This is a genomic window from Paraburkholderia sp. 22099 (assembly GCF_052045835.1).
GTDB lineage: Bacteria > Pseudomonadota > Gammaproteobacteria > Burkholderiales > Burkholderiaceae > Paraburkholderia > Paraburkholderia terricola.
In genome coordinates this window covers 181,485-201,239 of sequence record NZ_JBQEPU010000002.1, presented here as the reverse complement: position 1 = coordinate 201,239, position 19,755 = coordinate 181,485, and the positions used below count along the sequence as shown (strand labels likewise).

The 19,755-nt window shown below is 60.8% G+C and carries 16 protein-coding genes, 1 tRNA gene and 1 pseudogene; 12 read left to right on the top strand and 6 right to left on the bottom strand.

Annotated features, from left to right (window positions below):
* The first annotated feature begins 12 nt into the window (after positions 1-12).
* The 6 genes and pseudogenes from ACTJLC_RS03155 to ACTJLC_RS03130 all read left to right on the top strand — a co-directional run bounded on the left by ACTJLC_RS03155 (position 13) and on the right by ACTJLC_RS03130 (position 7,876).
* On the top strand, positions 13-2,847 hold the full coding sequence (locus tag ACTJLC_RS03155; protein ID WP_310131795.1) for a type VI secretion system Vgr family protein: 2,835 nt from the start codon (positions 13-15) through the stop codon (positions 2,845-2,847).
* Positions 2,844-4,358, top strand: a complete 1,515-nt coding sequence (locus ACTJLC_RS03150) for a hypothetical protein (protein WP_440843249.1) — start codon at positions 2,844-2,846, stop codon at positions 4,356-4,358. Before ACTJLC_RS03155 ends, ACTJLC_RS03150 begins: the two co-directional genes overlap by 4 nt.
* Positions 4,359-4,366: 8 nt before the next feature.
* Positions 4,367-5,371, top strand: a complete 1,005-nt coding sequence (locus tag ACTJLC_RS03145) for a PoNe immunity protein domain-containing protein (RefSeq protein WP_310131800.1) — start codon at positions 4,367-4,369, stop codon at positions 5,369-5,371.
* Positions 5,372-5,590: 219 nt separating this feature from the next.
* Positions 5,591-5,854, top strand: a pseudogene (locus ACTJLC_RS03140) (hypothetical protein); the annotation flags it as partial.
* Between the two features lie 331 nt (positions 5,855-6,185).
* Entirely contained in the window at positions 6,186-6,524 is a 339-nt protein-coding gene (locus tag ACTJLC_RS03135) for a hypothetical protein (protein ID WP_114163158.1), read from the top strand.
* Positions 6,525-6,862: 338 nt separating this feature from the next.
* Entirely contained in the window at positions 6,863-7,876 is a 1,014-nt protein-coding gene (locus tag ACTJLC_RS03130; protein WP_440843248.1) for a phage integrase, read from the top strand.
* Between the two features lie 60 nt (positions 7,877-7,936).
* Here the strand turns inward: ACTJLC_RS03130 and ACTJLC_RS03125 are convergent, their stop codons facing one another.
* The 6 genes from ACTJLC_RS03125 to ACTJLC_RS03100 all read right to left on the bottom strand — a co-directional run bounded on the left by ACTJLC_RS03125 (position 7,937) and on the right by ACTJLC_RS03100 (position 13,691).
* The gene (locus ACTJLC_RS03125) at positions 7,937-8,428 is read right to left on the bottom strand and encodes a hypothetical protein (protein WP_310129887.1); all 492 of its coding nucleotides are present in this window, start codon (positions 8,426-8,428) and stop codon (positions 7,937-7,939) included.
* The gene (locus ACTJLC_RS03120) at positions 8,428-9,165 is read right to left on the bottom strand and encodes an MFS transporter (RefSeq protein ID WP_310129889.1); all 738 of its coding nucleotides are present in this window, start codon (positions 9,163-9,165) and stop codon (positions 8,428-8,430) included. The genes ACTJLC_RS03125 and ACTJLC_RS03120 overlap by 1 nt, the downstream gene beginning before the upstream one ends.
* Before the next feature lie 145 nt (positions 9,166-9,310).
* A tRNA-Met gene (locus ACTJLC_RS03115) sits at positions 9,311-9,387 on the bottom strand.
* An 86-nt stretch (positions 9,388-9,473) separates the two neighbouring features.
* Entirely contained in the window at positions 9,474-11,132 is a 1,659-nt protein-coding gene (locus ACTJLC_RS03110) for an MFS transporter (protein WP_073429051.1), read from the bottom strand.
* A 227-nt stretch (positions 11,133-11,359) separates the two neighbouring features.
* Complete coding sequence (locus ACTJLC_RS03105) at positions 11,360-12,898, bottom strand: sensor histidine kinase (protein ID WP_073429050.1); 1,539 nt, start codon at positions 12,896-12,898, stop codon at positions 11,360-11,362.
* A 10-nt stretch (positions 12,899-12,908) separates the two neighbouring features.
* Positions 12,909-13,691: a response regulator transcription factor gene (locus ACTJLC_RS03100; RefSeq protein WP_073429049.1), complete on the bottom strand. Its 783-nt coding sequence runs from the start codon at positions 13,689-13,691 to the stop codon at positions 12,909-12,911.
* A 232-nt stretch (positions 13,692-13,923) separates the two neighbouring features.
* Here ACTJLC_RS03100 and recA point away from each other — a divergent pair, with 232 nt between their 5' ends.
* The 6 genes from recA to ACTJLC_RS03070 all read left to right on the top strand — a co-directional run bounded on the left by recA (position 13,924) and on the right by ACTJLC_RS03070 (position 19,643).
* Entirely contained in the window at positions 13,924-15,000 is a 1,077-nt protein-coding gene (gene recA / locus ACTJLC_RS03095; RefSeq protein ID WP_073429048.1) for a recombinase RecA, read from the top strand.
* A gap of 7 nt (positions 15,001-15,007) precedes the next feature.
* Complete coding sequence (gene recX / locus ACTJLC_RS03090; protein ID WP_310129893.1) at positions 15,008-15,763, top strand: recombination regulator RecX; 756 nt, start codon at positions 15,008-15,010, stop codon at positions 15,761-15,763.
* 117 nt (positions 15,764-15,880) lie between these two features.
* Positions 15,881-16,618, top strand: coding sequence for a DUF2889 domain-containing protein (locus ACTJLC_RS03085; protein WP_073429046.1), 738 nt, complete (start codon positions 15,881-15,883; stop codon positions 16,616-16,618).
* A complete protein-coding gene (gene sucC / locus ACTJLC_RS03080; RefSeq protein ID WP_073429045.1) occupies positions 16,615-17,784 on the top strand; it encodes an ADP-forming succinate--CoA ligase subunit beta in 1,170 nt (389 codons plus the stop codon). The genes ACTJLC_RS03085 and sucC overlap by 4 nt, the downstream gene beginning before the upstream one ends.
* Positions 17,785-17,910: 126 nt before the next feature.
* Positions 17,911-18,792 (top strand): succinate--CoA ligase subunit alpha, encoded by an 882-nt coding sequence (gene sucD / locus ACTJLC_RS03075; protein ID WP_073429044.1) that lies wholly within the window; start codon positions 17,911-17,913, stop codon positions 18,790-18,792.
* 146 nt (positions 18,793-18,938) lie between these two features.
* Complete coding sequence (locus ACTJLC_RS03070; RefSeq protein WP_073429043.1) at positions 18,939-19,643, top strand: TerC family protein; 705 nt, start codon at positions 18,939-18,941, stop codon at positions 19,641-19,643.
* Positions 19,644-19,755: the final 112 nt, after the last annotated feature.

Here is a 19,755-nt window from a genome sequence, read left to right as displayed (position 1 = left end):
GAGACCAGAAAGATGGGTGCGCAGGATCTTGCCGCGGCAATCAACGCGGGCATCAATCAAACCGAAAGGCTGCTGAGGCTGGACACGCCCCTTGGCGCCGACGTTCTGGCGCCTCAACGGGTTATTGGCAAGTCGCGTATCGGCCGAAACTTTGAATTTACGGTCGATGTGGTCTCATTGCGCGATTCGCTTGAACTGAAAACGCTCATTGCCCAGTCTGTCACGCTCTGGATTCAACAGACCGACAAGACTTATCTGCCTCACCACGGTTATGTGCATACCGCACGGCGGCTTGGGTCTGACGGCGGCCTTGTCGGCTACCAACTGGTTTTCTCTTCGTGGTTGCATTTGCTGCGATTCCGGAAAGACGCACGCATATTTCAGGAAAAGACCGCTGAAGACATTCTGATCGAAGTATTCAACGGCCATCCGCAGGCACAAGGCGCATTCCGCTTCGACCTGCAAACGCAGCTTCCTTCGCGCTCGTTCTGTGTCCAGTATGAAGACGACTGGAACTTCGTTCATCGCCTGATGGAGTCCGAGGGTCTGTACGGTTATTTCGAGCAGGCGGCGGACGGCAAGTCGCATATGCTCGTTATCACCGACCGAGTGTTTTCGTTGCCGGCGTTATCACCGCAGAGCGTGCCGTTTTATCGGGCCGGCACAGGCGGCGAGGCGGACGCGTTGGTGCAGTGGAGCGGCACGCGCGCTCTGCAGAGTACGACGCTGACGACTCGCACGTTCGATTACAGGTCACCGCCGACCTCCGGGAACCCGAAAGGTACGAGTGTTCCCACGCTGGACAATCAGGGCAACCTGCCGCAGCAGGCCGAAGTATACGAATACACGGGCGCGTATACCTACGGTGAGCAGCAGCGTGGCGACCAGCTCTCCAAAATCCGCATGGAGGAATGGGAATCGCGGGCAAAGCGTTTTTACGGCGTCGGTGGGTTGCGGCGGGCGGATGCCGGCCGCTGGTTCGAACTGACCGACCATCCGGAACACGACCGGGATAGTGAGGAGGACCGGCAGTTCGTCGTTATCGCGACCGCGTGGTTCATCGAGAACAACTTGCCGGTGTCCAGCCAAACACCGGATTTCCCGCATAACCTGAAGCGGGAGCTTGAGACGAAGCGGGCCGTCAAGACCGCGACGACGGATTCGCATCTCGTGCCTCATGCGGACGGCAGCGAGGGATTCTTCCTGGTCGAAATCGAAGCCCAACGCCGCGCCGTGCCGTTTCACAGTCCCCTCGAACACCGTAAGCCGGCTATGTATCTGCAGACGGCAACCGTGGTCGGGCCAGCGAACGAGGAGGTTTATACCGACTCGTTGAATCGCATCAAGGTGCGAATGCACTGGGACCGCCTGAACGATGGCGATGAGAAAGCATCTTGCTGGGTGCGGGCGGCCTATTCGGACACCGGTGGCGGATATGGCGCCGTCCACATTCCGCGCATTGGCGAGGAGGTCGTCATCGACTGGGTCGGGGGCGACTGCGACCGCCCGATTGTGACAGGACGCGTGTACAACGGTGCGACCAGGCCGCAATGGCACTCGAACGGACTGCTCTCAGGCTACCGGTCGAAAGAATACCAGGGTAGCGGTTACAACGAGATAGTCATGGATGACGCGACCGGCCAGAATCGCGTCCGCCTATATTCGTCGAGTACCAACGCACACCTGCATCTGGGCTATCTCATCGAGCAGACCGGAAATACGCGGGGCGGCTATGTCGGCAGCGGCTTCGACCTGAAGTCCGACGCCTACGGCGCCATCCGGGCAGCAAAAGGGCTGTATGTCTCGACGCACCCCGGCACGGGGAGCGCGGTTCAGCAGATCGAAGCGCGGCAGGCGCAACAGCAGTTGGTTAACGCGGAAAGCGTGCTCGAAGCATTGTCGGATGCAAGCACCACCCATCAAGCTGCAAGCCTGAAGGATGGGCGCGATGCGCTGAAGGCATTTACCGAAGCCACGCAGGACAGCGTGTCGGGCGCGACATCGGGCGGCCGGACGGCAGGCGGCGGCACCGGCAATGCGAATGCGTTCAGGCAACCTGTCATGCTGTTCGCCAGCCCGGCCGGCATCGCCCTGTCGACGCAGCAAACCGCCCATATCACTGCTGACGAGCAACTGAATATCGTGAGCGGCCAGAGCGCTCATATTGCGACCGGCAAGTCGCTTATCGCGAGCGTTGCCGAGCGCATCAGTCTTTTTGCACAGCATGCTGGGATGAAGCTCTTTGCCGCGAAGGGCAAGGTCGAGATTCGGGCCCATGCCGACAATGTCGAGTTGACCGCGCAGAAGACGGTCAAGCTCTTGTCCGCGACCGAAAAAATCGAAATGGCGGCGAAGCAGGACATCCTGCTGACTTCGGGCGGCGCTTACATCCGCATCTCGGGCGGAAACATCGAAATTCACGCCCCCGGAAAGATTGACATCAAGGGTAGCCAGCATTCGTTCAATGGTCCGACGCAGGGCAATTACGACATGCCTGTGCTGCCGAAGGGGGACTTGCACAACAGGCTTGAACTGAATCTCGCCGACGATTCGCTGAAACCCGTACCGAATGCGCCGTACAAGGTGATGTTCGAAAACGGTGGGGTGATGTCCGGCAAGCTCGATGCGAATGGCTATGCAGTGCTGCACGATGTACCGCCGGGCCCCGTGAAGGCATTCTTCGGTGAGGATGCGCGTCCCTTCACCCGGGCACCGCTTCCGGCGGCAACGGAGCTTGCGCCGGACGACGTTCTGAAGGAACTCCACGCAGCGGGCCATGACGGAATCACTCACGAGAATCTCGCAAGTCTTTTTAACCGTTTCTCTGGCCGGCCGGACGTGCAATGAGCGATAACGACCAACAGGCGATCGAGGACGCGGTCGAGCAGATTGGCCTGTCGATGGCTTCGAATGCGTTTCCGCTCTTCTACGTCGCACAGAACGTGTACGACACGAGCGAGAGTGTCTGGACAGTGTGGAACAGTCGTGACAGCACCGACGAGATGGTCAAGGTCGAGGCGGGCATCGACCTCGTGTTTGCCGTGGTCGGATGGGTGCCGGTGGTCGGCGCCGGCGTGAAGCGCACCTTCCGCCTCGTCAATCACAAGTCCGACATCTACGGACCGCTGCTCTTCGATGTCCTCCGGCTGGTGCTGCAGCGCGCGGGCGTTCACACGGGCCCGGAAGAACTGGTCGACAAGCTGTTCGACGCGTCGGGCCTGAAGACCGTACTGACCGGTGCGCGTGAGCACATCGAGAAATCCTGGTTGTTCAGGGAGATGCCGGTCGCGGCGCAGGCTACGTTCAGGCAGGCGCTCCTATGGGTGGAAACTAACCTGCCGTACTGGCTGACGCAGTTCCTCGAGCGCAAGCTCCTTCATTGGAAGAAGAAGCAGCCGAACTCGTCGGCGCAGACGACGCTCGAGCGTCGCAAGGAAACTGACAAGCCGGGGAAAGTGGGGGTCGAGGCTGAAGAGGGGCATAACCGGCCATCGTCATCGTCGGGTCCGGGTGTGGTGAACGCAAAGCTCGCGGTGGCCGACATCACAAACGGAGTCACCGGCATCCTCGGCGAGCATATTGCTGACTATTATTGCTATGAGACTCTGGGATGGGGTAGCGACTGGGAAACGCATGACCAGGGACTGATGGGCCGGTGGTCGCGCGAACCTGCCGCCGAGACGCCAGGTAAGTTGAATGACCACGGCAAGCTGAACAAGCTCTTTGACCTGCGCCCTCGAGGCAAAGGCATCGACGGAGTCTGGCGAGCGAAACCGGCGACCAACGAGGGCAAGCCCTATGCCATTGTCGAGGCGAAGTCATCCAAGGTAGACCGGCCATTAAAGAATCCGGACGGCAAGCGGAACATCACGCCGAAGCTTGGAACCGCCATGTCTCGTGTAAAGGATGTGGTGCGTCCCGACGCGGAGGAGTTGCTGGAGCCGCCGGCGGCGCAGACAGCATCCGCCGCTTCTGCCGCGTCCGGCAAGCCGTCGGGCGGAAAACGTCCTCACGGTAAGCAGACTCCCGCGCCGACAGACCGGGTTGGCAACACAACGCCAGATGGTCGCGGCGGTGGTGTCATCGTACAGATGAGCGATGACTGGATTCGTCGGAATTTGTCCAGCGCGGTGGGCGATGTACTGTCGAGGGATATTCAGTCGTCAGGATATGCACGGCATATCCTCTATGTCCCGTTTTACCTGCCCAGCGCGGTTGCCCACGAAACTGCGTTGATTCAGGGCGACGAGCACGGGCATCATGACCACGACGTCCCCGCAACGCACCACTATCGTGACGAGGAAGTTGCAGTTGCGGTCAAGCGGAAAGCGATAGCGGTTAACAAGAGAACTTTGTGAGTGCGCGTATGAATGATTTTTCGACAAGTCGACGACAGCGCTTTCTGAGTGAAGGGTACTTTCGCTGGTTGAAGGACTTCCTCAGAGAATCGGTCGATTACTGGAGCCGCACACTTCCTGCCAATGGGACTGAGCCGGAGCGGCGCGCGGGTGCAGCTTGGTCGCGCGCCTCGGACAGGTTCAGAGGGTTACTGCTCCGATACACCGGCGGCGAAAACATTCAGCCAATGCGGACGGAACTGGAAGATGTCGTGGGCGCATACGAAGAGTACACGGCGTTGCGGCGCATTGCCGATGATGATTCGACGTCTCCCCCGTTCATGTTTGGCGAAATTGGAGACTATGAACAGGCCATGCAATTAATCGGCTTGTGTCACCTTCTCCATCGGCGAGATCTGTTGCCGCGAATAGCCGGGATGTTGGACCCGTCGTATTGCGCTCAAGATACCTTGTACGAGGACCTTCTCGCCTATGGTATCGACGGAAGATTCGACGTGGATAAGTGGTTTCAGGATAAACCGTATCGCACTCTCATCAACAGCTTCTATCGCGATACAGACGGCGAAAGCATTGCAGATATCTCGGCATATCTTGAAGACTGGTATCCAGCCTTGAAGGATGCTCCCGGCTACCGAGATGGCCATCTGAACCAGTCCGAAACTGGTGGGAGCTACGTTGGCTATTGGGCGATGGAGGCTGCCGCGGCAGCATATCTTCTCGAACTCGACGACTCGCCTTTTCGCGACCACGTCGCCTACCCGAAGGACCTCGTTGACTTCGCACGGGATTTCGATGCACGCCAACAGTCCCAGCCGACCTCGCTGGACACTGGGCCTGTGACAGTACGTACCGGTCAGATTTGCCCCGAAACCGGTATCTGGAAGGCACAAGGCCACAATGTCCCCGGCGTGCTAGTGCGCCAGGGAGAGCGTATGCCAGATGTTTTCGCCCCGGACCGGAATGGGACTCTCCGTCAACAGCCGGCACTATGGGAATTCGAGCGCAAGGCGTAAATCTCTCACGGTCAGCGGCGAGCGACATGTTCTCGGACGTTCTTCGTCAGATCCACATCCGCAAGTAGCATTCGCAATACGACGGATACGTCTACGCGACACGAACCCACCACCGGCCGACCTATCGATGGTGATGGGCTATTACACCGCCGACGCGCTGCCTGTTTATGATTTTTCGCAAGGAATTTCACCGTTTGCGATAGCTGGTTTGCGCCGCTCCCGACGGGCACCCAGGCCAATCGCTTGATGGCAATGGCAGGCGAGCGTGCGATTAGCGACAACATGTCTGGTTTTCTTCCGGAGCAGTCGCGGGTTTACGATTGGCTTACCACGAACGGCGCACGTGGGTGCGTCTTCTGTCTCACGATCGACTGGCTTCTCTGCATGCGCACAGGCCTTTCGTCGCGTCGCGCTAAAGGTGCAACAGGACCATCCGGAGCTGCTATCGTCACCGAACTGGGCAGACCTCGCGAGCTTCGTTGAAACGTACAAAGGCGGGTCGTGACTGGCTCGAAGTCTCCAACCGCACAGCGGCGGATGTTCTCGCATGGCGAATCGCGCCGACGCGAATAGCGCGGGGCCGTACCGCCGCTGCGTGATTCCGAGCGGGGACGCGGATCACGTATGCTCGCATGAACACGACGCCGCCGCAGTCATCATCGGATGATGCACGGTCCCGGTGAGATGTAAGCCTGACTGGCAGCCGAGCCATGCGCTGCATCACTGTCGGTTAGGACGGAAGCGGGCCACCCGCCTGTCAGTGGAAAAAAGACACGAGCCGCTCACATGGCCCAAACGGCCGAAGGAGTTCAAAGTGACAGACGATATTGGCTTAGCGAACGCTTATGGCGCAGACGTGCCGGAATCGCTGCGAATTCTCGCCGGGTATCTTGAGCGCGCACTCGATAGCGCGACAAGCATCGTGATGATGCGACACACGGTCGATGCGTGTACCGTCTATTTGGGCGACCCAGCAGGTTTGCCCGAGGACCTGAAGCAGATTGGCACGATCGCAACTTCGCTTGCAAACGACATGCTCGAGCTAACCTCCTCGGGCGGGAACCAGATTCATATCGATAGCCAAGCCTATCGCTTTGTCCGAAGCTTCACGGAAGTCGGCGATACCGCAGCCGTGGTCTTTGCTGCCGATTAGAACAGACGTCGCCAGCAGTCCGCACCTGCAACGTTGGTTAGCACCTGATTGCTTTTCCCTTGTTCTTTCGCGAGACGCCTGGGCCGCTTCGCTGCCCCGGCGCCAAGCGTCGCGTTATTGGTTGACTCGCTTTGCAAACGTTGAGATCGCATCAGCCATCGCTTTGGGCTGCTCGGGCGCCATCGCGTGTCCCGCATTCGGCAATACGACTATGAGATCGGTCAGTCACCGGAGCTCGAAGCCATACTCGACCTGATTCGCTACAACCATGATGAGGCCGCATTACTCCGGCTGGTCCATGAGTACCGCGAGCAACGCGACGGCAGATGGAAGGACTGATGGCGATCAAAAAGACTGATGCTGGATGGTTGGCAGATTTGCAACCAGGAGGACGGGGAGGGAAGCGCTTCCGGAAAACATTCAAAACGCAAGCCGAGGCGAAAGCGTGGGAGGCTTGGCTTACCACACAAATTAACCAGAAGTCCGATTGGACGCCGGAACGGAGAGACACGCGCAAGCTCTCCGAGTTGATTGCGCTGTGGTTTTCCCATCATGGCTCAGGACTTCGTTCGGCCGGCGATACATTACGCCGACTGAAGGCTATGGCGACTGCCATGGGTGACCCAGTTGCAGATCGTTTCACCGCGGAAGTCTTTGCGGAATACCGGACCAAACGACTCGCAGCGGGAATCACCGCGAACAACTTGAACCGAGAACAGGCCTACATGAGCGCCATGTTCAACGAGCTGACCTGGCTCGGAGCGTGGACGCGCGAAAACCCGCTGGCAAAGATACGTCAATTTAAGATACAAGAATCCGAACTGAGCTATCTCACCACTAGCCAGATAAGAGCCTTGTTAGCCGCGCTAGCGGACGCCCGTCACCCGCACGTTCGGTTGATCACCAAAGTATGCCTCGCGACCGGAGCGCGATGGAGTGAGGTCGAAGAAATGCGAATCTCACAATTCAGAAATGGGCTAATCCAGTTTGCAAGAACGAAGTCAGGAAGGGTCCGAGCAGTGCCGATATCTGACGAACTCGCCCAACAGATGCAAGAGCACTACCGTGAAAACGGCAACGGCGAGCGGATATTCGGCTACGCGTGGTCGGCCTTTCGAGAAGGCATAGCACGAGCGGGAATCTCGCTGCCAGACGGCCAAATGACCCACGCGCTACGCCACACGTTCGCTAGCCACTTCATGATGAATGGAGGAAACATTTTGACGTTGCAGCGCATTCTTGGCCACCAAAGCCTGACGATGACGATGCGTTACGCGCACCTTGCCCCGGAGCATTTGCAGGAGGCTAAGATGCTGAACCCACTTCGACAGTTCGAAGTTGAGGATGCCTGAAACGGATTGCTGGTTACGTAGCCCGACAGGATTCTCGCATGCGAGAATCGCCCTACGTACCTACGTCTGGACGCCGAGGTCGAGTTGGCCTTGCGCTCTGGACGGATCCTCAGGCAGTTCATCCGAAGACACGGCATTCATTCCGACAGAACGGGCAAAATTACGCAGCCCCTTGTCGTCTGAGTAAATACACGTTGCAACACGGCTGCGCGCAATCGCCACAATTTGGTGATCGAATTTGACCTTACTCCAAACCGCGTTTTGCTTCCCCTTCTTGTTGCCGGAAGATAGCGCCGCCCGAATACTAAGCGAACACTCGATCGCTGCGCGTTGGTCAAACGGCACAACTTCAAAAACCGATGATCGACTGAATTCGTCCGCCAGATCGGGAGCGTGGACAAGCAACTCCGACAACGCTGGCGTAGGAATAAGGATCTTAGTCCGCGCTTGACGGAGAGTCTGCACGAGAAAATCCAAGCGCTCTTTTTTGTGTCGCTCTGTTGTGCGAGGCGTCAGGAGACTGATGAGAATTCCAGCATCAAATACGACCATTAATCGCTTCCCCGGATCCTTTGGTGTTCTTTTATCGGGTCATCGAGTCCCGCCCATCCGTTTCCCGGATGCGACGCGAGCTTGGCGAACACCTCGTCAGCGGGCGTGTCATCAAGCTCCTCAAAATGCGCGATATGAAAGCTCATTAGATTCCAGCCACCTTCGCTTGAGCGCTCCCAAACTCCTTGCCCGTGAACGCGAACTGGCTTGCCAAGGTAATGGGCAACAAGCGCTCTTGCCGTCTCCGGCGTTGTCTCGATTCCCTTGTAGATCGTCTGTTCGTCCAGCGACTGCAGCCACACGGGTATCGTGCGGTCCGTGCCGCCAATTCGAATGACAGTGCCGTCTAGACAGCCGGCTTCACGTAACCGGTACGGCTTTTCATCGGGAATGTCACGGCCGAGAAACTTAATGTAGACAATGTTCCCCGCCTTCAGCGTCGCCTTCGCATTGTCTGCCTTCAGGAGGCGATTGATCGCCTCAAACGGCTTCCGAATGTCATCCGGTGCGTCTACTGAGTGTGCAAGTTGCAGGCGTGCTTGGACCTTAGGTATCGCTGGATAGTCGACCTTGGCTTGCGGAATCGCACTTCCCTTTTTCACGCTCGTGAAATGCACGTGCTCGTGACTGCCGAGTAGGTCGGCAAGCTGACCCAAATACTCCGCCAGCCGCGACATCGGGAGAGTGTCCGGCGTAAAAGCGTCGATTCGAAATTGGATGAGTTCGGTCTTGTCCATGGCATGGCCTTCGCTCTGATTATAAGGGGAAGACCGCCAGCAAGCCTACTGACCGTTGCGTCGTCAGTGTCAAACGGGGTTGACACTTCGTTGACAGTCGCCAGAAATGACAAAGGGTTAGCCGAAGCTAACCCTTTGATAACACTGGTGGCGAATCAGGGACTCGAACCCCGGACCTGCGGATTATGATTCCGTCGCTCTAACCAACTGAGCTAATTCGCCGAAAGAAGCGAGATTATGGGGATAGCGCCGGAGGCTGTCAACCCCCGGCGCGCTACTTTTTCAAAGCAGCCCCGGACACCCCGTGTTCAGTCTCTCGCGTAGATGTCCGAGTCCTTGGTCTCCTTGACGAACAGAATGCCGATCACGAACGTAATGAGCGCGATCACGATCGGATACCACAACCCCGAGTAAATGTTGCCCTTCGCCGCGACGATCGCGAACGCGGTCGCCGGCAGGAAGCCCCCGAACCAGCCATTGCCGATGTGATACGGCAGCGACATCGACGTATAGCGAATGCGCGTCGGGAACATCTCGACCAGCATCGCCGCAATCGGCCCGTACACCATCGTCACGTAGATCACGAGGATCGTCAGGATCGCCACGGTCATCGGCCAGTTGATCTGCGAAGGATCGGCCTTCGGCGGATAGCCGGCCGTCTTCAGCGTCGTCGCGAGCGTCTTGTCGAACGTCTTGCCTTGCTCCTTGGCGTCGGCGGCTTTGCCGTCATACGTGTTGATCACCGTGTCGCCGACCTTGATCTGCGCGAGCGCGCCCGCCGGCGCCGCGACGTTCTCGTAGTTCAAGCCCGACTTCGAGAGCGCGCTCTTGGCGATGTCGCACGAACTCGTGAACTTCGCCGTGCCGACCGGGTTGAACTGGAACGAGCATTCGTCCGGATTCGCGATCACGACGATCGGCGATTTCAGCGTGGCGGTTTCCAGCGCCGGATTCGCGTAATGCGTGAGCGCCTTGAACAGCGGGAAGTACGTGCACGCGGCGATCAGCAACCCCGCCATGATAATCGGCTTGCGGCCGATGCGATCCGACAGCGAGCCGAAAAACAGAAAGAACGGCGTGCCGATGAGGAGAGCGATCGCGATCAGGATGTTGGCGCTCGCGCCGTCGACCTTCAGCGTCTGCGTCAGGAAGAACAGGGTGTAGAACTGACCCGTGTACCAGACCACGGCCTGGCCGGCTGTCAGGCCGATCAGCGCGAGGATCACGACCTTCAGGTTCTTCCACTGGCCGAATGCTTCCGAGAGCGGCGCCTTGGAGGTCTTGCCTTCGGCCTTGATGCGCTCGAACACCGGCGACTCATGCAGTTGCAAGCGAATCCACACCGACACGGCCAGCAGCGCGATCGACGCGATAAACGGAATGCGCCAGCCCCATACGCCGAACGCGTCCTCGCCCATCGCCGTGCGCACGCCGAGAATCACCAACAGCGACAGGAACAGGCCGAGCGTGGCGGTGGTCTGGATCCATGCGGTGTAGAAGCCGCGGCGTCCCGCCGGCGCATGTTCTGCGACGTAAGTGGCGGCACCGCCGTATTCGCCGCCGAGCGCGAGACCCTGGAGCATGCGCATCGCGATGAAGATCACTGGCGAAGCCATGCCGATCGCCGCGTAGCCGGGCAGGAAGCCGACGAGGAACGTCGACAGACCCATGATCACGATCGTGACGAGGAACGTGTACTTGCGCCCGACCATATCGCCGAGGCGCCCGAACACGATCGCGCCGAACGGCCGCACCGCGAAACCCGCGGCAAAGCTGAGAAGCGTGAAAATGAAGGCGGCGGTCGGATTGACGCCGGAGAAAAAGCTCTTGCTGATGAAAGCCGCGAGCGAACCGGCCAGATAGAAGTCGTACCACTCGAAAATCGTACCCAGCGACGATGCGAAGATCACCCGCTTCTCTTCTCGCGTCATCGGCGTATGCGAGAGTTGCCCGCCAACGGTAGCCATATGTCGTCTCCAATATTGATATGCACGCGGTTCGCCGGCAAGGCGTCCCCGTGGAACCGATTATTGGAATGGAAACTTACGGGCTACTGACGTGGCGGGGTGAACAGGGTTGCGTCGTTCATGCGGCGAATTTTGGCTAACGCCGTTCAATATTGGTCTAAAACACGCAAACGCGCGGCTAACGCGTCTCAATAATTGCCGCCGTCCGGTTCGGCGTTCAGGCAGCGTTAGGGTAAGTCCCGTGCCGGTTCGTGCGCTTGCAAGCTGACACGCACCAGCGTTCCGGCAAGCCGCGGCGAGGTTTGATAGACGTTGTCCTCGATCGTCAGTTCGCCGCCGTGCATCGTGGCGATCTCGCGGACGATCGCAAGCCCAAGGCCGCTGCCGTCGCCTTCGCGGCCGAGAATCCGGTAGAAGCGCTCGATCACCCGCGAGCGCTCGGCCGCCGGAATGCCCATGCCGGTGTCCTCGACTTCGAGATGGACGCGCCGCGCTGCCGCTTCATGCCGCACCCTCACGGTAATGCGCCCGCCCGCCGGGGTGTAGCGGATCGCGTTGTCGATCAGATTCGACAGCATTTCGCGCAGCATCACCGGATTGCCGTCCACTTCGACCGGTTCCTCGGGCGCTTCGTAACCGAGGTCCATCTGCTTGGCGAGCGCGGCTTGAACCCAGTCGCGCACGGCATGGCGCGCGACCTCGGTGACCTCCACGGTGGTGAAAATCTGCCCCGACATGCGGTTCTCGGCGCGCGCCAGCGCCAGCAACTGCGTGACGAGCCGCGCCGCGTGCTCGGAACTGGTGGCGATCTGTTCGAGCGAGCGATGAACTTCCGCCGAGACGTCCTGGCGCAACGCCAGTTCCGCCTGGGTGCGCAGGCCGGCCAGCGGCGTTTTCATCTGATGCGCGGCATCGGCGATGAAGCGCTTCTGCAATTCCATGTTCTGTTCGAGGCGCGTGAGCAGATCGTTGAACGACGTGACCAGCGGCTCGATCTCGGGCGGCGCGCGGCGTGCTTCCAGCGGCGACAGATCGTCGGGGCGGCGCGCGCGGATGTGGTCCTGCAGCGCATGCAGCGGCGCGAGTCCGCGCGACAGGCCGAACCACACCAGCAGGATCGCGAGCGGCAGGATCACGAACTGCGGCAGGATCACGCCCTTGATGATGTCGTTGGCGAGCTGGCTGCGCTTGTCGAGCGTTTCGGCGACCTGCACCAGCACCGGCTGCGCGCCGGGCGTCTGCGGAAACTCGACGGTCGTATAGGCGACGCGGATGTCGTTGCCGTGCAGCACGTCGTCGCGGAATTCGACGAGGCCGGGCGGCGGGCGATCGTCCTCGTGCGGCAACGGCATGTCGCGCTCGCCGCCGACCAGTTCGCCGCGCGTGCCGAGCACCTGATAGAACAGGCTGTCGACATTGTCGGTGCGTAGAAAATCGCGCGTGGAATCGGGCAGCGACAGCTCCGCCACGCCATTCACCGGATGAATCTGGCGCGCGAGCACATAGGCGTCGGTTTCGAGCGCGCGGTCGAACGGCCCGTTGGCGATCGACTTGGCGACCAGATAGGTGACGGCGAGGCTCATCGGCCACAGCAGCAGGAGCGGCGCCAGCATCCAGTCGAGAATCTCGCCGAATAGCGAGCGCGGGCGCGCCGCGGCGGCGGCTTCGGTCTCGTCGGGCGGGGCGAACGGATTGGCGTACCGCTCGTCGCGCGCTTCGTCGAGGTCCGCCGCGTGCGCCGTGGGGCGATCTGCGCGAGCGGCCATGGGGCGTTCCCTATTTGAAATGGTGGCTCGCCGGCATCGGGCCCGACGGCGGCTCGGGTTCGGGCCCGGCGGGGGGCGGCGGCGCGCCCTCGCTCTCGCCGGCGTGGGCGTTCACGTTCGCGGGCGACGCCGCCTTCTCGAGGCAATATCCCAGGCCCCGCACAGTGATGATGCGCACGCCGCTCGGCTCGATCTTCTTGCGCAGCCGGTGCACGTAGACTTCGATCGCGTTGTTGCTGACCTCCTCGCCCCATTCGCACAGATGGTCGACAAGTTGTTCTTTCGAGACCAGGCGGCCGATGCGCTGCAGCAGCACCTCGAGCAAGCCCAGCTCGCGCGCCGACAGGTCGATCACCTGTTCGTTGACATAGGCGATGCGGCCAACCTGGTCGAACGACAGCGAGCCGTGCCGCACGACGGTCGGGCCGCCGCCCGCGCCGCGCCGGGTCAGCGCCCGCACGCGCGCCTCGAGTTCGTTCAGCGCGAAGGGTTTGGCCATGTAGTCGTCGGCGCCGAGGTCGAGGCCCTTGACGCGTTCGTCGACGCTGTCCGCGGCGGTCAGGATCAACACCGGCAGGTTCGAATTGCGCGCGCGCAGTCGGCGCAGCACCTCGAGTCCGGACATGCGCGGCAGGCCGAGATCGAGGATCAGCAGGTCGAAGGTTTGCATCGACAGGGCGGTGTCGGCCTCGACGCCGCTCTTCACGTGATCGACGGCATAGGCCGATTGGCGGAGTGATCGAACCAGACCGTCCGCGAGTATGCTGTCGTCTTCGGCAATCAGAATTCGCATGGTGCGCCAGCTTTGGCCTTGCCGGCACCTTGGGTGTCCCCGCGGCGCACAGCGGTCTCCGAAAATTATTGTGGGTGGTGGGGTAGCGCGAGAGTAAATATGCGCGTTCGCATGGAATCGTGCTTGCCAAAACCACTGTTTTTTTATACAGTGTCTGGGTTTCGTGCGCCGTTCGTTGAAAACGCGCTGCGCACCTGCCTCAGACGCCGTTCATCATAGCAAAGGACGATTCATGGAAGAAAGCAAGAAAGGCTCGGCTGGACTGACTGCTGAAAAGAGCAAGGCACTCGCTGCCGCACTCGCGCAGATCGAAAAGCAGTTCGGCAAAGGGTCGGTCATGCGGCTCGGCGCAGGTGAGGCAGTCGAAGACATCCAGGTGGTCTCAACCGGATCGCTCGGTCTCGACATCGCACTGGGCGTCGGCGGTTTGCCGCGTGGCCGTGTGGTCGAAATCTATGGCCCGGAGTCATCCGGTAAAACCACGCTGACGCTGCAGGTCATCGCCGAAATGCAGAAGATCGGCGGCACGGCGGCGTTTATCGACGCGGAACACGCGCTGGATATTCAGTACGCGGGCAAGCTCGGCGTAAATGTGAACGACCTGCTGGTCTCCCAGCCGGACACCGGCGAGCAGGCGCTCGAAATCGCCGACGCGCTGGTGCGCTCGGGCTCGATCGACATGATCGTGATCGATTCGGTCGCGGCCCTCGTGCCGAAGGCCGAAATCGAAGGCGAAATGGGCGACTCGCTGCCAGGTCTGCAAGCGCGCCTGATGTCACAGGCGCTGCGCAAGCTCACCGGCACGATCAAGCGCACGAACTGCCTCGTGATCTTCATCAACCAGATCCGCATGAAGATCGGCGTGATGTTCGGCAATCCGGAAACCACCACGGGCGGCAATGCGCTGAAGTTCTACGCGTCGGTGCGCCTGGACATTCGCCGCATCGGTTCGATCAAGAAGAACGACGAAGTGATCGGCAATGAAACGCGCGTGAAGGTCGTCAAGAACAAGGTGGCGCCGCCGTTCCGCGAAGCGATTTTCGACATTCTGTATGGCGAGGGTATCTCGCGCCAGGGCGAGATCATCGACCTCGGCGTGCAGGCGAAGATCGTCGACAAGGCCGGTGCCTGGTACAGCTACAGCGGCGAACGTATCGGTCAGGGCAAGGACAACGCGCGCGAATTCCTGCGCGAGAATCCTGATATCGCTCGTGAAATTGAAAACCGTATCCGCGAATCGCTGGGTGTGAACGCCATGGCCGAAGCAGTGACCGGGGCGGGCGCCGAAGTCGCGGGCGAAGAAGAGTAACCATCACGTGATACGCAAGGGCCGGCCGTTGTCCAATGCTGGACGCAACGCGGGCGGCCCGCGTGACGGTAACGGCGATTCGAACGATCCGTTCGACCCGTCCGAATCGTTCGACGCACATGATCGCGCCGCGGGCCGTCGCTCGCGGCGCGCGCAGTTTGACTCCTTCCCACGTGTTACTTCTGATCCTTCCGGAAGCCCCTCGGGTTCTTCTGAAGCCGCTTCAGTCACCGAAACCACCTACACCCGCTCGCGTCGCGCGCCTGGCGAAGCGAAGCCGGATCAAGACGAAACGAAGAAATCCCAACGCCCGGCCCGTTCGCTAAAAGGGCGCGCGCTCGGCTATTTGTCTCGCCGTGAATACAGCCGCGCCGAGCTCGCGCGCAAGCTGAAACCGTTCGTCGAGGAAACCGATTCGCTCGACACCTTGCTCGATTCACTGGAAACGGAAAACTGGCTGTCCGATTCACGCTTCGCCGAAAGTCTGGTTCATCGGCGCTCGTCGCGGTTGGGCGCGAGCCGGATCGTCGGCGAATTGAAGCAACACGCGGTCGACCCGGCGCTCGTCGAGGAAGCCGGCGCGCAATTGCGCGAAACCGAACTCGCGCGAGCTCGGGCCGTTTGGCAAAAGAAATTCGGCCAGCTTCCCGAAACGCCCGCCGAACGCGCGAAGCAGGCGCGTTTTCTGGCGTCGCGCGGTTTTTCGGGCGCGACGATCGGCAAGATCCTCAAAGGTATCGACGAGGAGTGGAGCGGCGAGTAGCCAGCGGGCGCTGCTCGCTCGCCCCGGCCCGCTGGGCGTCGCCGCGCATTCCGACCTGTCTCAAATACCCAGTATGCTAAAATTCACCGGTTTTCCAATCCGGCCTTTCCTTTCCGCATGCCGCTCTCCCCGCCAGTGTCCCGTCAGTTGCGCCACCGTCGCGCAATCAGAGCGGAAGCCTACGAGCGAGCCGATGGCCTGTGGGATGTGGAAGCGTGCTTGACCGACGAAAAACCGCGCGACGTGGTGCTTGCGTCGGGCGTCCGGCCTCATGGTCAGCCGATTCATGAACTCTGGCTTCGCATCACCATCGATCGCAAGCTCAATGTCGTCGACGCCGAGGCGTCGTCCGACTGGGTGCCCTATCCCGGTCTGTGCCAAGCCAGCAATCCCGCCTACCGTGCCCTCATCGGGCTCAATCTGTTCCGCAACTTCCGTCGTGATGCCGCCCGTTTGCTGGCCGGCACGGCCGGCTGCACGCATCTCACCGAGTTGTGCGCGCTCCTGCCGACCGTCGCGATCCAGGCGTTCGCCGGCGACGTGTGGAACATCAACGAGGGTGCGCCGGGCGCTAGCGCCAGTTCAGAACGCGCATCGTCCAGCGGCGCGGGCGAGCATTCCAACGACAAACCGCCATTCCAGTTGGGACGCTGCCACGCGCTGCGTTTCGACGGCGAGGCGGTGCAGCAGTTTTATCCGCGCTGGTATGTCCGCGCTCCGTATACAGCGGATCGCGGCGCATCGTCAGATGGAGCGGCCCGCCACGAGGGCGAGGGCGGCAACGCGTCCGGCATGAACGGCGGCGACGGAAACGAAGTTCAATCCAACTCTCAGACTGAAGGGAATCACGCATGAAGATTCACGAGTACCAGGGTAAGGAAATCCTGCGGAAATTCGGCGTCGCGGTACCGCGCGGCAAGCCGGTCTTCTCGGTGGATGATGCGGTCAAGGCCGCGGAAGAGCTCGGCGGCCCGGTGTGGGTCGTGAAGGCTCAGATCCATGCGGGCGGCCGTGGCAAGGGCGGCGGCGTGAAGGTTGCCAAGACGCTGGAACAGGTTCGCGAGTACTCGAACCAGATCCTCGGCATGCAGCTCGTCACGCACCAGACCGGCGCGGAAGGCCAGAAGGTGAATCGCCTGCTGATCGAAGAAGGCGCTGACATCAAGAAGGAACTGTATGTCGGCCTCGTGATCGATCGCGTTTCGCAGAAGATCGTCGTGATGGCATCGAGCGAAGGCGGCATGGACGTCGAGGAAGTCGCGGAAAAGACGCCCGAGCTGATCCACAAGGTTGCGGTCGACCCGTCGACCGGCCTGAAAGACGCCGAAGCCGACGACCTCGCGAAGAAAATCGGCGTGCCCGACGCATCGATCCCGCAAGCGCGCGCGATCCTGCAAGGTCTGTACAAGGCATTCTGGGAAACCGACGCATCGCTCGCCGAAATCAACCCGCTGATCCTGACCGGCGACGGCAAGGTCATCGCGCTGGACGCGAAATTCAACTTCGATTCGAACGCACTGTTCCGTCATCCGGAAATCGTCGCGTATCGCGATCTGGACGAAGAAGATCCGGCTGAAGTCGAAGCGTCGAAGTTCGACCTCGCGTACATCTCGCTCGACGGCAACATCGGCTGCCTCGTGAACGGCGCGGGCCTCGCCATGGCAACGATGGACACCATCAAGCTGTTCGGCGGCGAACCGGCGAACTTCCTCGACGTGGGCGGTGGCGCCACGACCGAGAAGGTCACGGAAGCGTTCAAGATCATGCTGAAAAACCCGAACCTGACGGCGATTCTGGTCAACATTTTCGGCGGCATCATGCGTTGCGACGTGATCGCGGAAGGCGTGATCGCGGCGTCGAAGGCCGTGTCGCTGAAGGTGCCGCTCGTCGTCCGCATGAAGGGCACGAACGAAGACCTCGGCAAGAAGATGCTCGCTGAATCCGGTCTGCCGATCATCGCGGCGGACAGCATGGAAGAAGCGGCTCAGAAGGTCGTCGCGGCCGCTTCGGGCAAGGCGTAAGCCTTAGTCCACGGTTTTTTGCCAGGATTAACCAGGATTACGAATGGCGGCGCGTAAGCGACGCGGGCGGAGAACATCCCGCCTCGTGGCGCCACCGCGCGGCGCCAAACGAACAGAGGTCAATACATGTCGATTCTGATTAACAAAGACACCAAGGTCATCACGCAGGGCATCACCGGCAAGACCGGTCAGTTCCATACGCGTGCTTGCCGTGAATACGCAAACGGCCGCGAAGCGTTCGTTGCGGGCGTGAACCCGAAGAAGGCCGGCGAAGATTTCGAAGGCATTCCCATCTACGCGAGCGTCGCTGAAGCCAAGGCTGAAACGGGCGCGACCGTGTCGGTGATTTACGTGCCGCCGGCAGGCGCCGCGGCTGCGATCTGGGAAGCCGTCGAGGCCGATCTGGATCTGGCGATCTGCATCACGGAAGGCATTCCCGTGCGCGACATGATCGAGATCAAGGACCGCATGCGTCGCGAAAATCGCAAGACGCTGCTGCTCGGACCGAACTGCCCCGGCACGATCACGCCGGACGAACTGAAGATCGGCATCATGCCGGGTCACATCCACCGCAAGGGCCGTATCGGCGTCGTGTCGCGTTCGGGCACGCTCACGTATGAAGCAGTCGGCCAACTGACGGCGATCGGCCTCGGCCAGTCGTCGGCGGTCGGTATCGGCGGCGACCCGATCAACGGTCTGAAGCACATCGACGTGATGAAGATGTTCAACGACGATCCGGATACGGACGCCGTGATCATGATCGGCGAGATCGGCGGTCCGGACGAAGCGAACGCGGCGTACTGGATCAAGGACAACATGAAGAAGCCGGTGGTCGGCTTCATCGCCGGTGTCACGGCGCCTCCGGGCAAGCGCATGGGCCACGCCGGCGCGCTCATCTCGGGCGGTGCCGATACGGCCGAAGCGAAGCTGGAAATCATGGACGCTTGCGGCATCAAGGTCACGAAGAACCCGTCGGAAATGGCGCGTCTTCTGAAGGCGATGCTGTAAGTCGAAATTCGCCTGCAATGCCGGCGTGTTTTTGATACGCTTACGGAGTCCTTTCGTCAGCGTGCGGTTCTAAGAAGCGGGGGAGTTTTTAGACTCCTCCGCTTTTTTATTGGCTCCGTGTCCGATTTCTTCTTATTCTTTTACTCATGCTCGAGTTTTTCGCCACGCTCCATTGGGGCGCAGTCATACAGATCATCGTCATCGACATTCTGCTCGGCGGCGACAATGCCGTCGTGATCGCGCTGGCTTGCCGCAACTTGCCGCCGGCACAGCGCACGAAGGGCGTGTTGTGGGGCACGGTCGGCGCCATTCTGTTGCGCGTGGCGCTGATCGCGTTCGCGGTGGCGCTGCTCGACGTGCCGTTGCTGAAGTTTACCGGCGGCCTCCTGTTGCTGTGGATCGGCGTGCGCCTGATGGCGCCCGCGCATGACCCCCACGAGAACGTCAAGCCGGCCGACAAGCTGATGTCGGCGATCAAGACGATCATCGTCGCGGACGCGGTGATGAGCCTCGACAACGTGATCGCGATTGCGGGCGCGGCTGAGGCGGCCGATCCGGAGCACCGTCTCGCGCTGGTGATTTTCGGCCTCGTGGTGAGCATTCCGCTGATCGTGTGGGGCAGCCAGGTGGTGCTCAAGCTGCTCGACCGCTTTCCGATCGTCATCACGCTCGGCGCCGCGTTGCTCGGCTGGATCGCGGGCGGCCTCATCATCAACGACCCGGCGGGCGACCGTTGGCCGATCCTCGATACGCCCGCAGCCGAGTACGGCATGTGCATCGCGGGCGCTTTGTTCGTCGTGATCGTCGGTTATCTGTTCAAGCGCCGCAATGCTCATCGCGCGGCGGCTTGAGGTTCGATCTCGAGCGGAGTGAAACGCGCGGCGTCTTGTGGTGAGCGCGGCCCGCGCCGCCGCGCCGGCCCAACGTTAGCCATTCGGCCGACTGGGTGAAACAAGCGCTGCT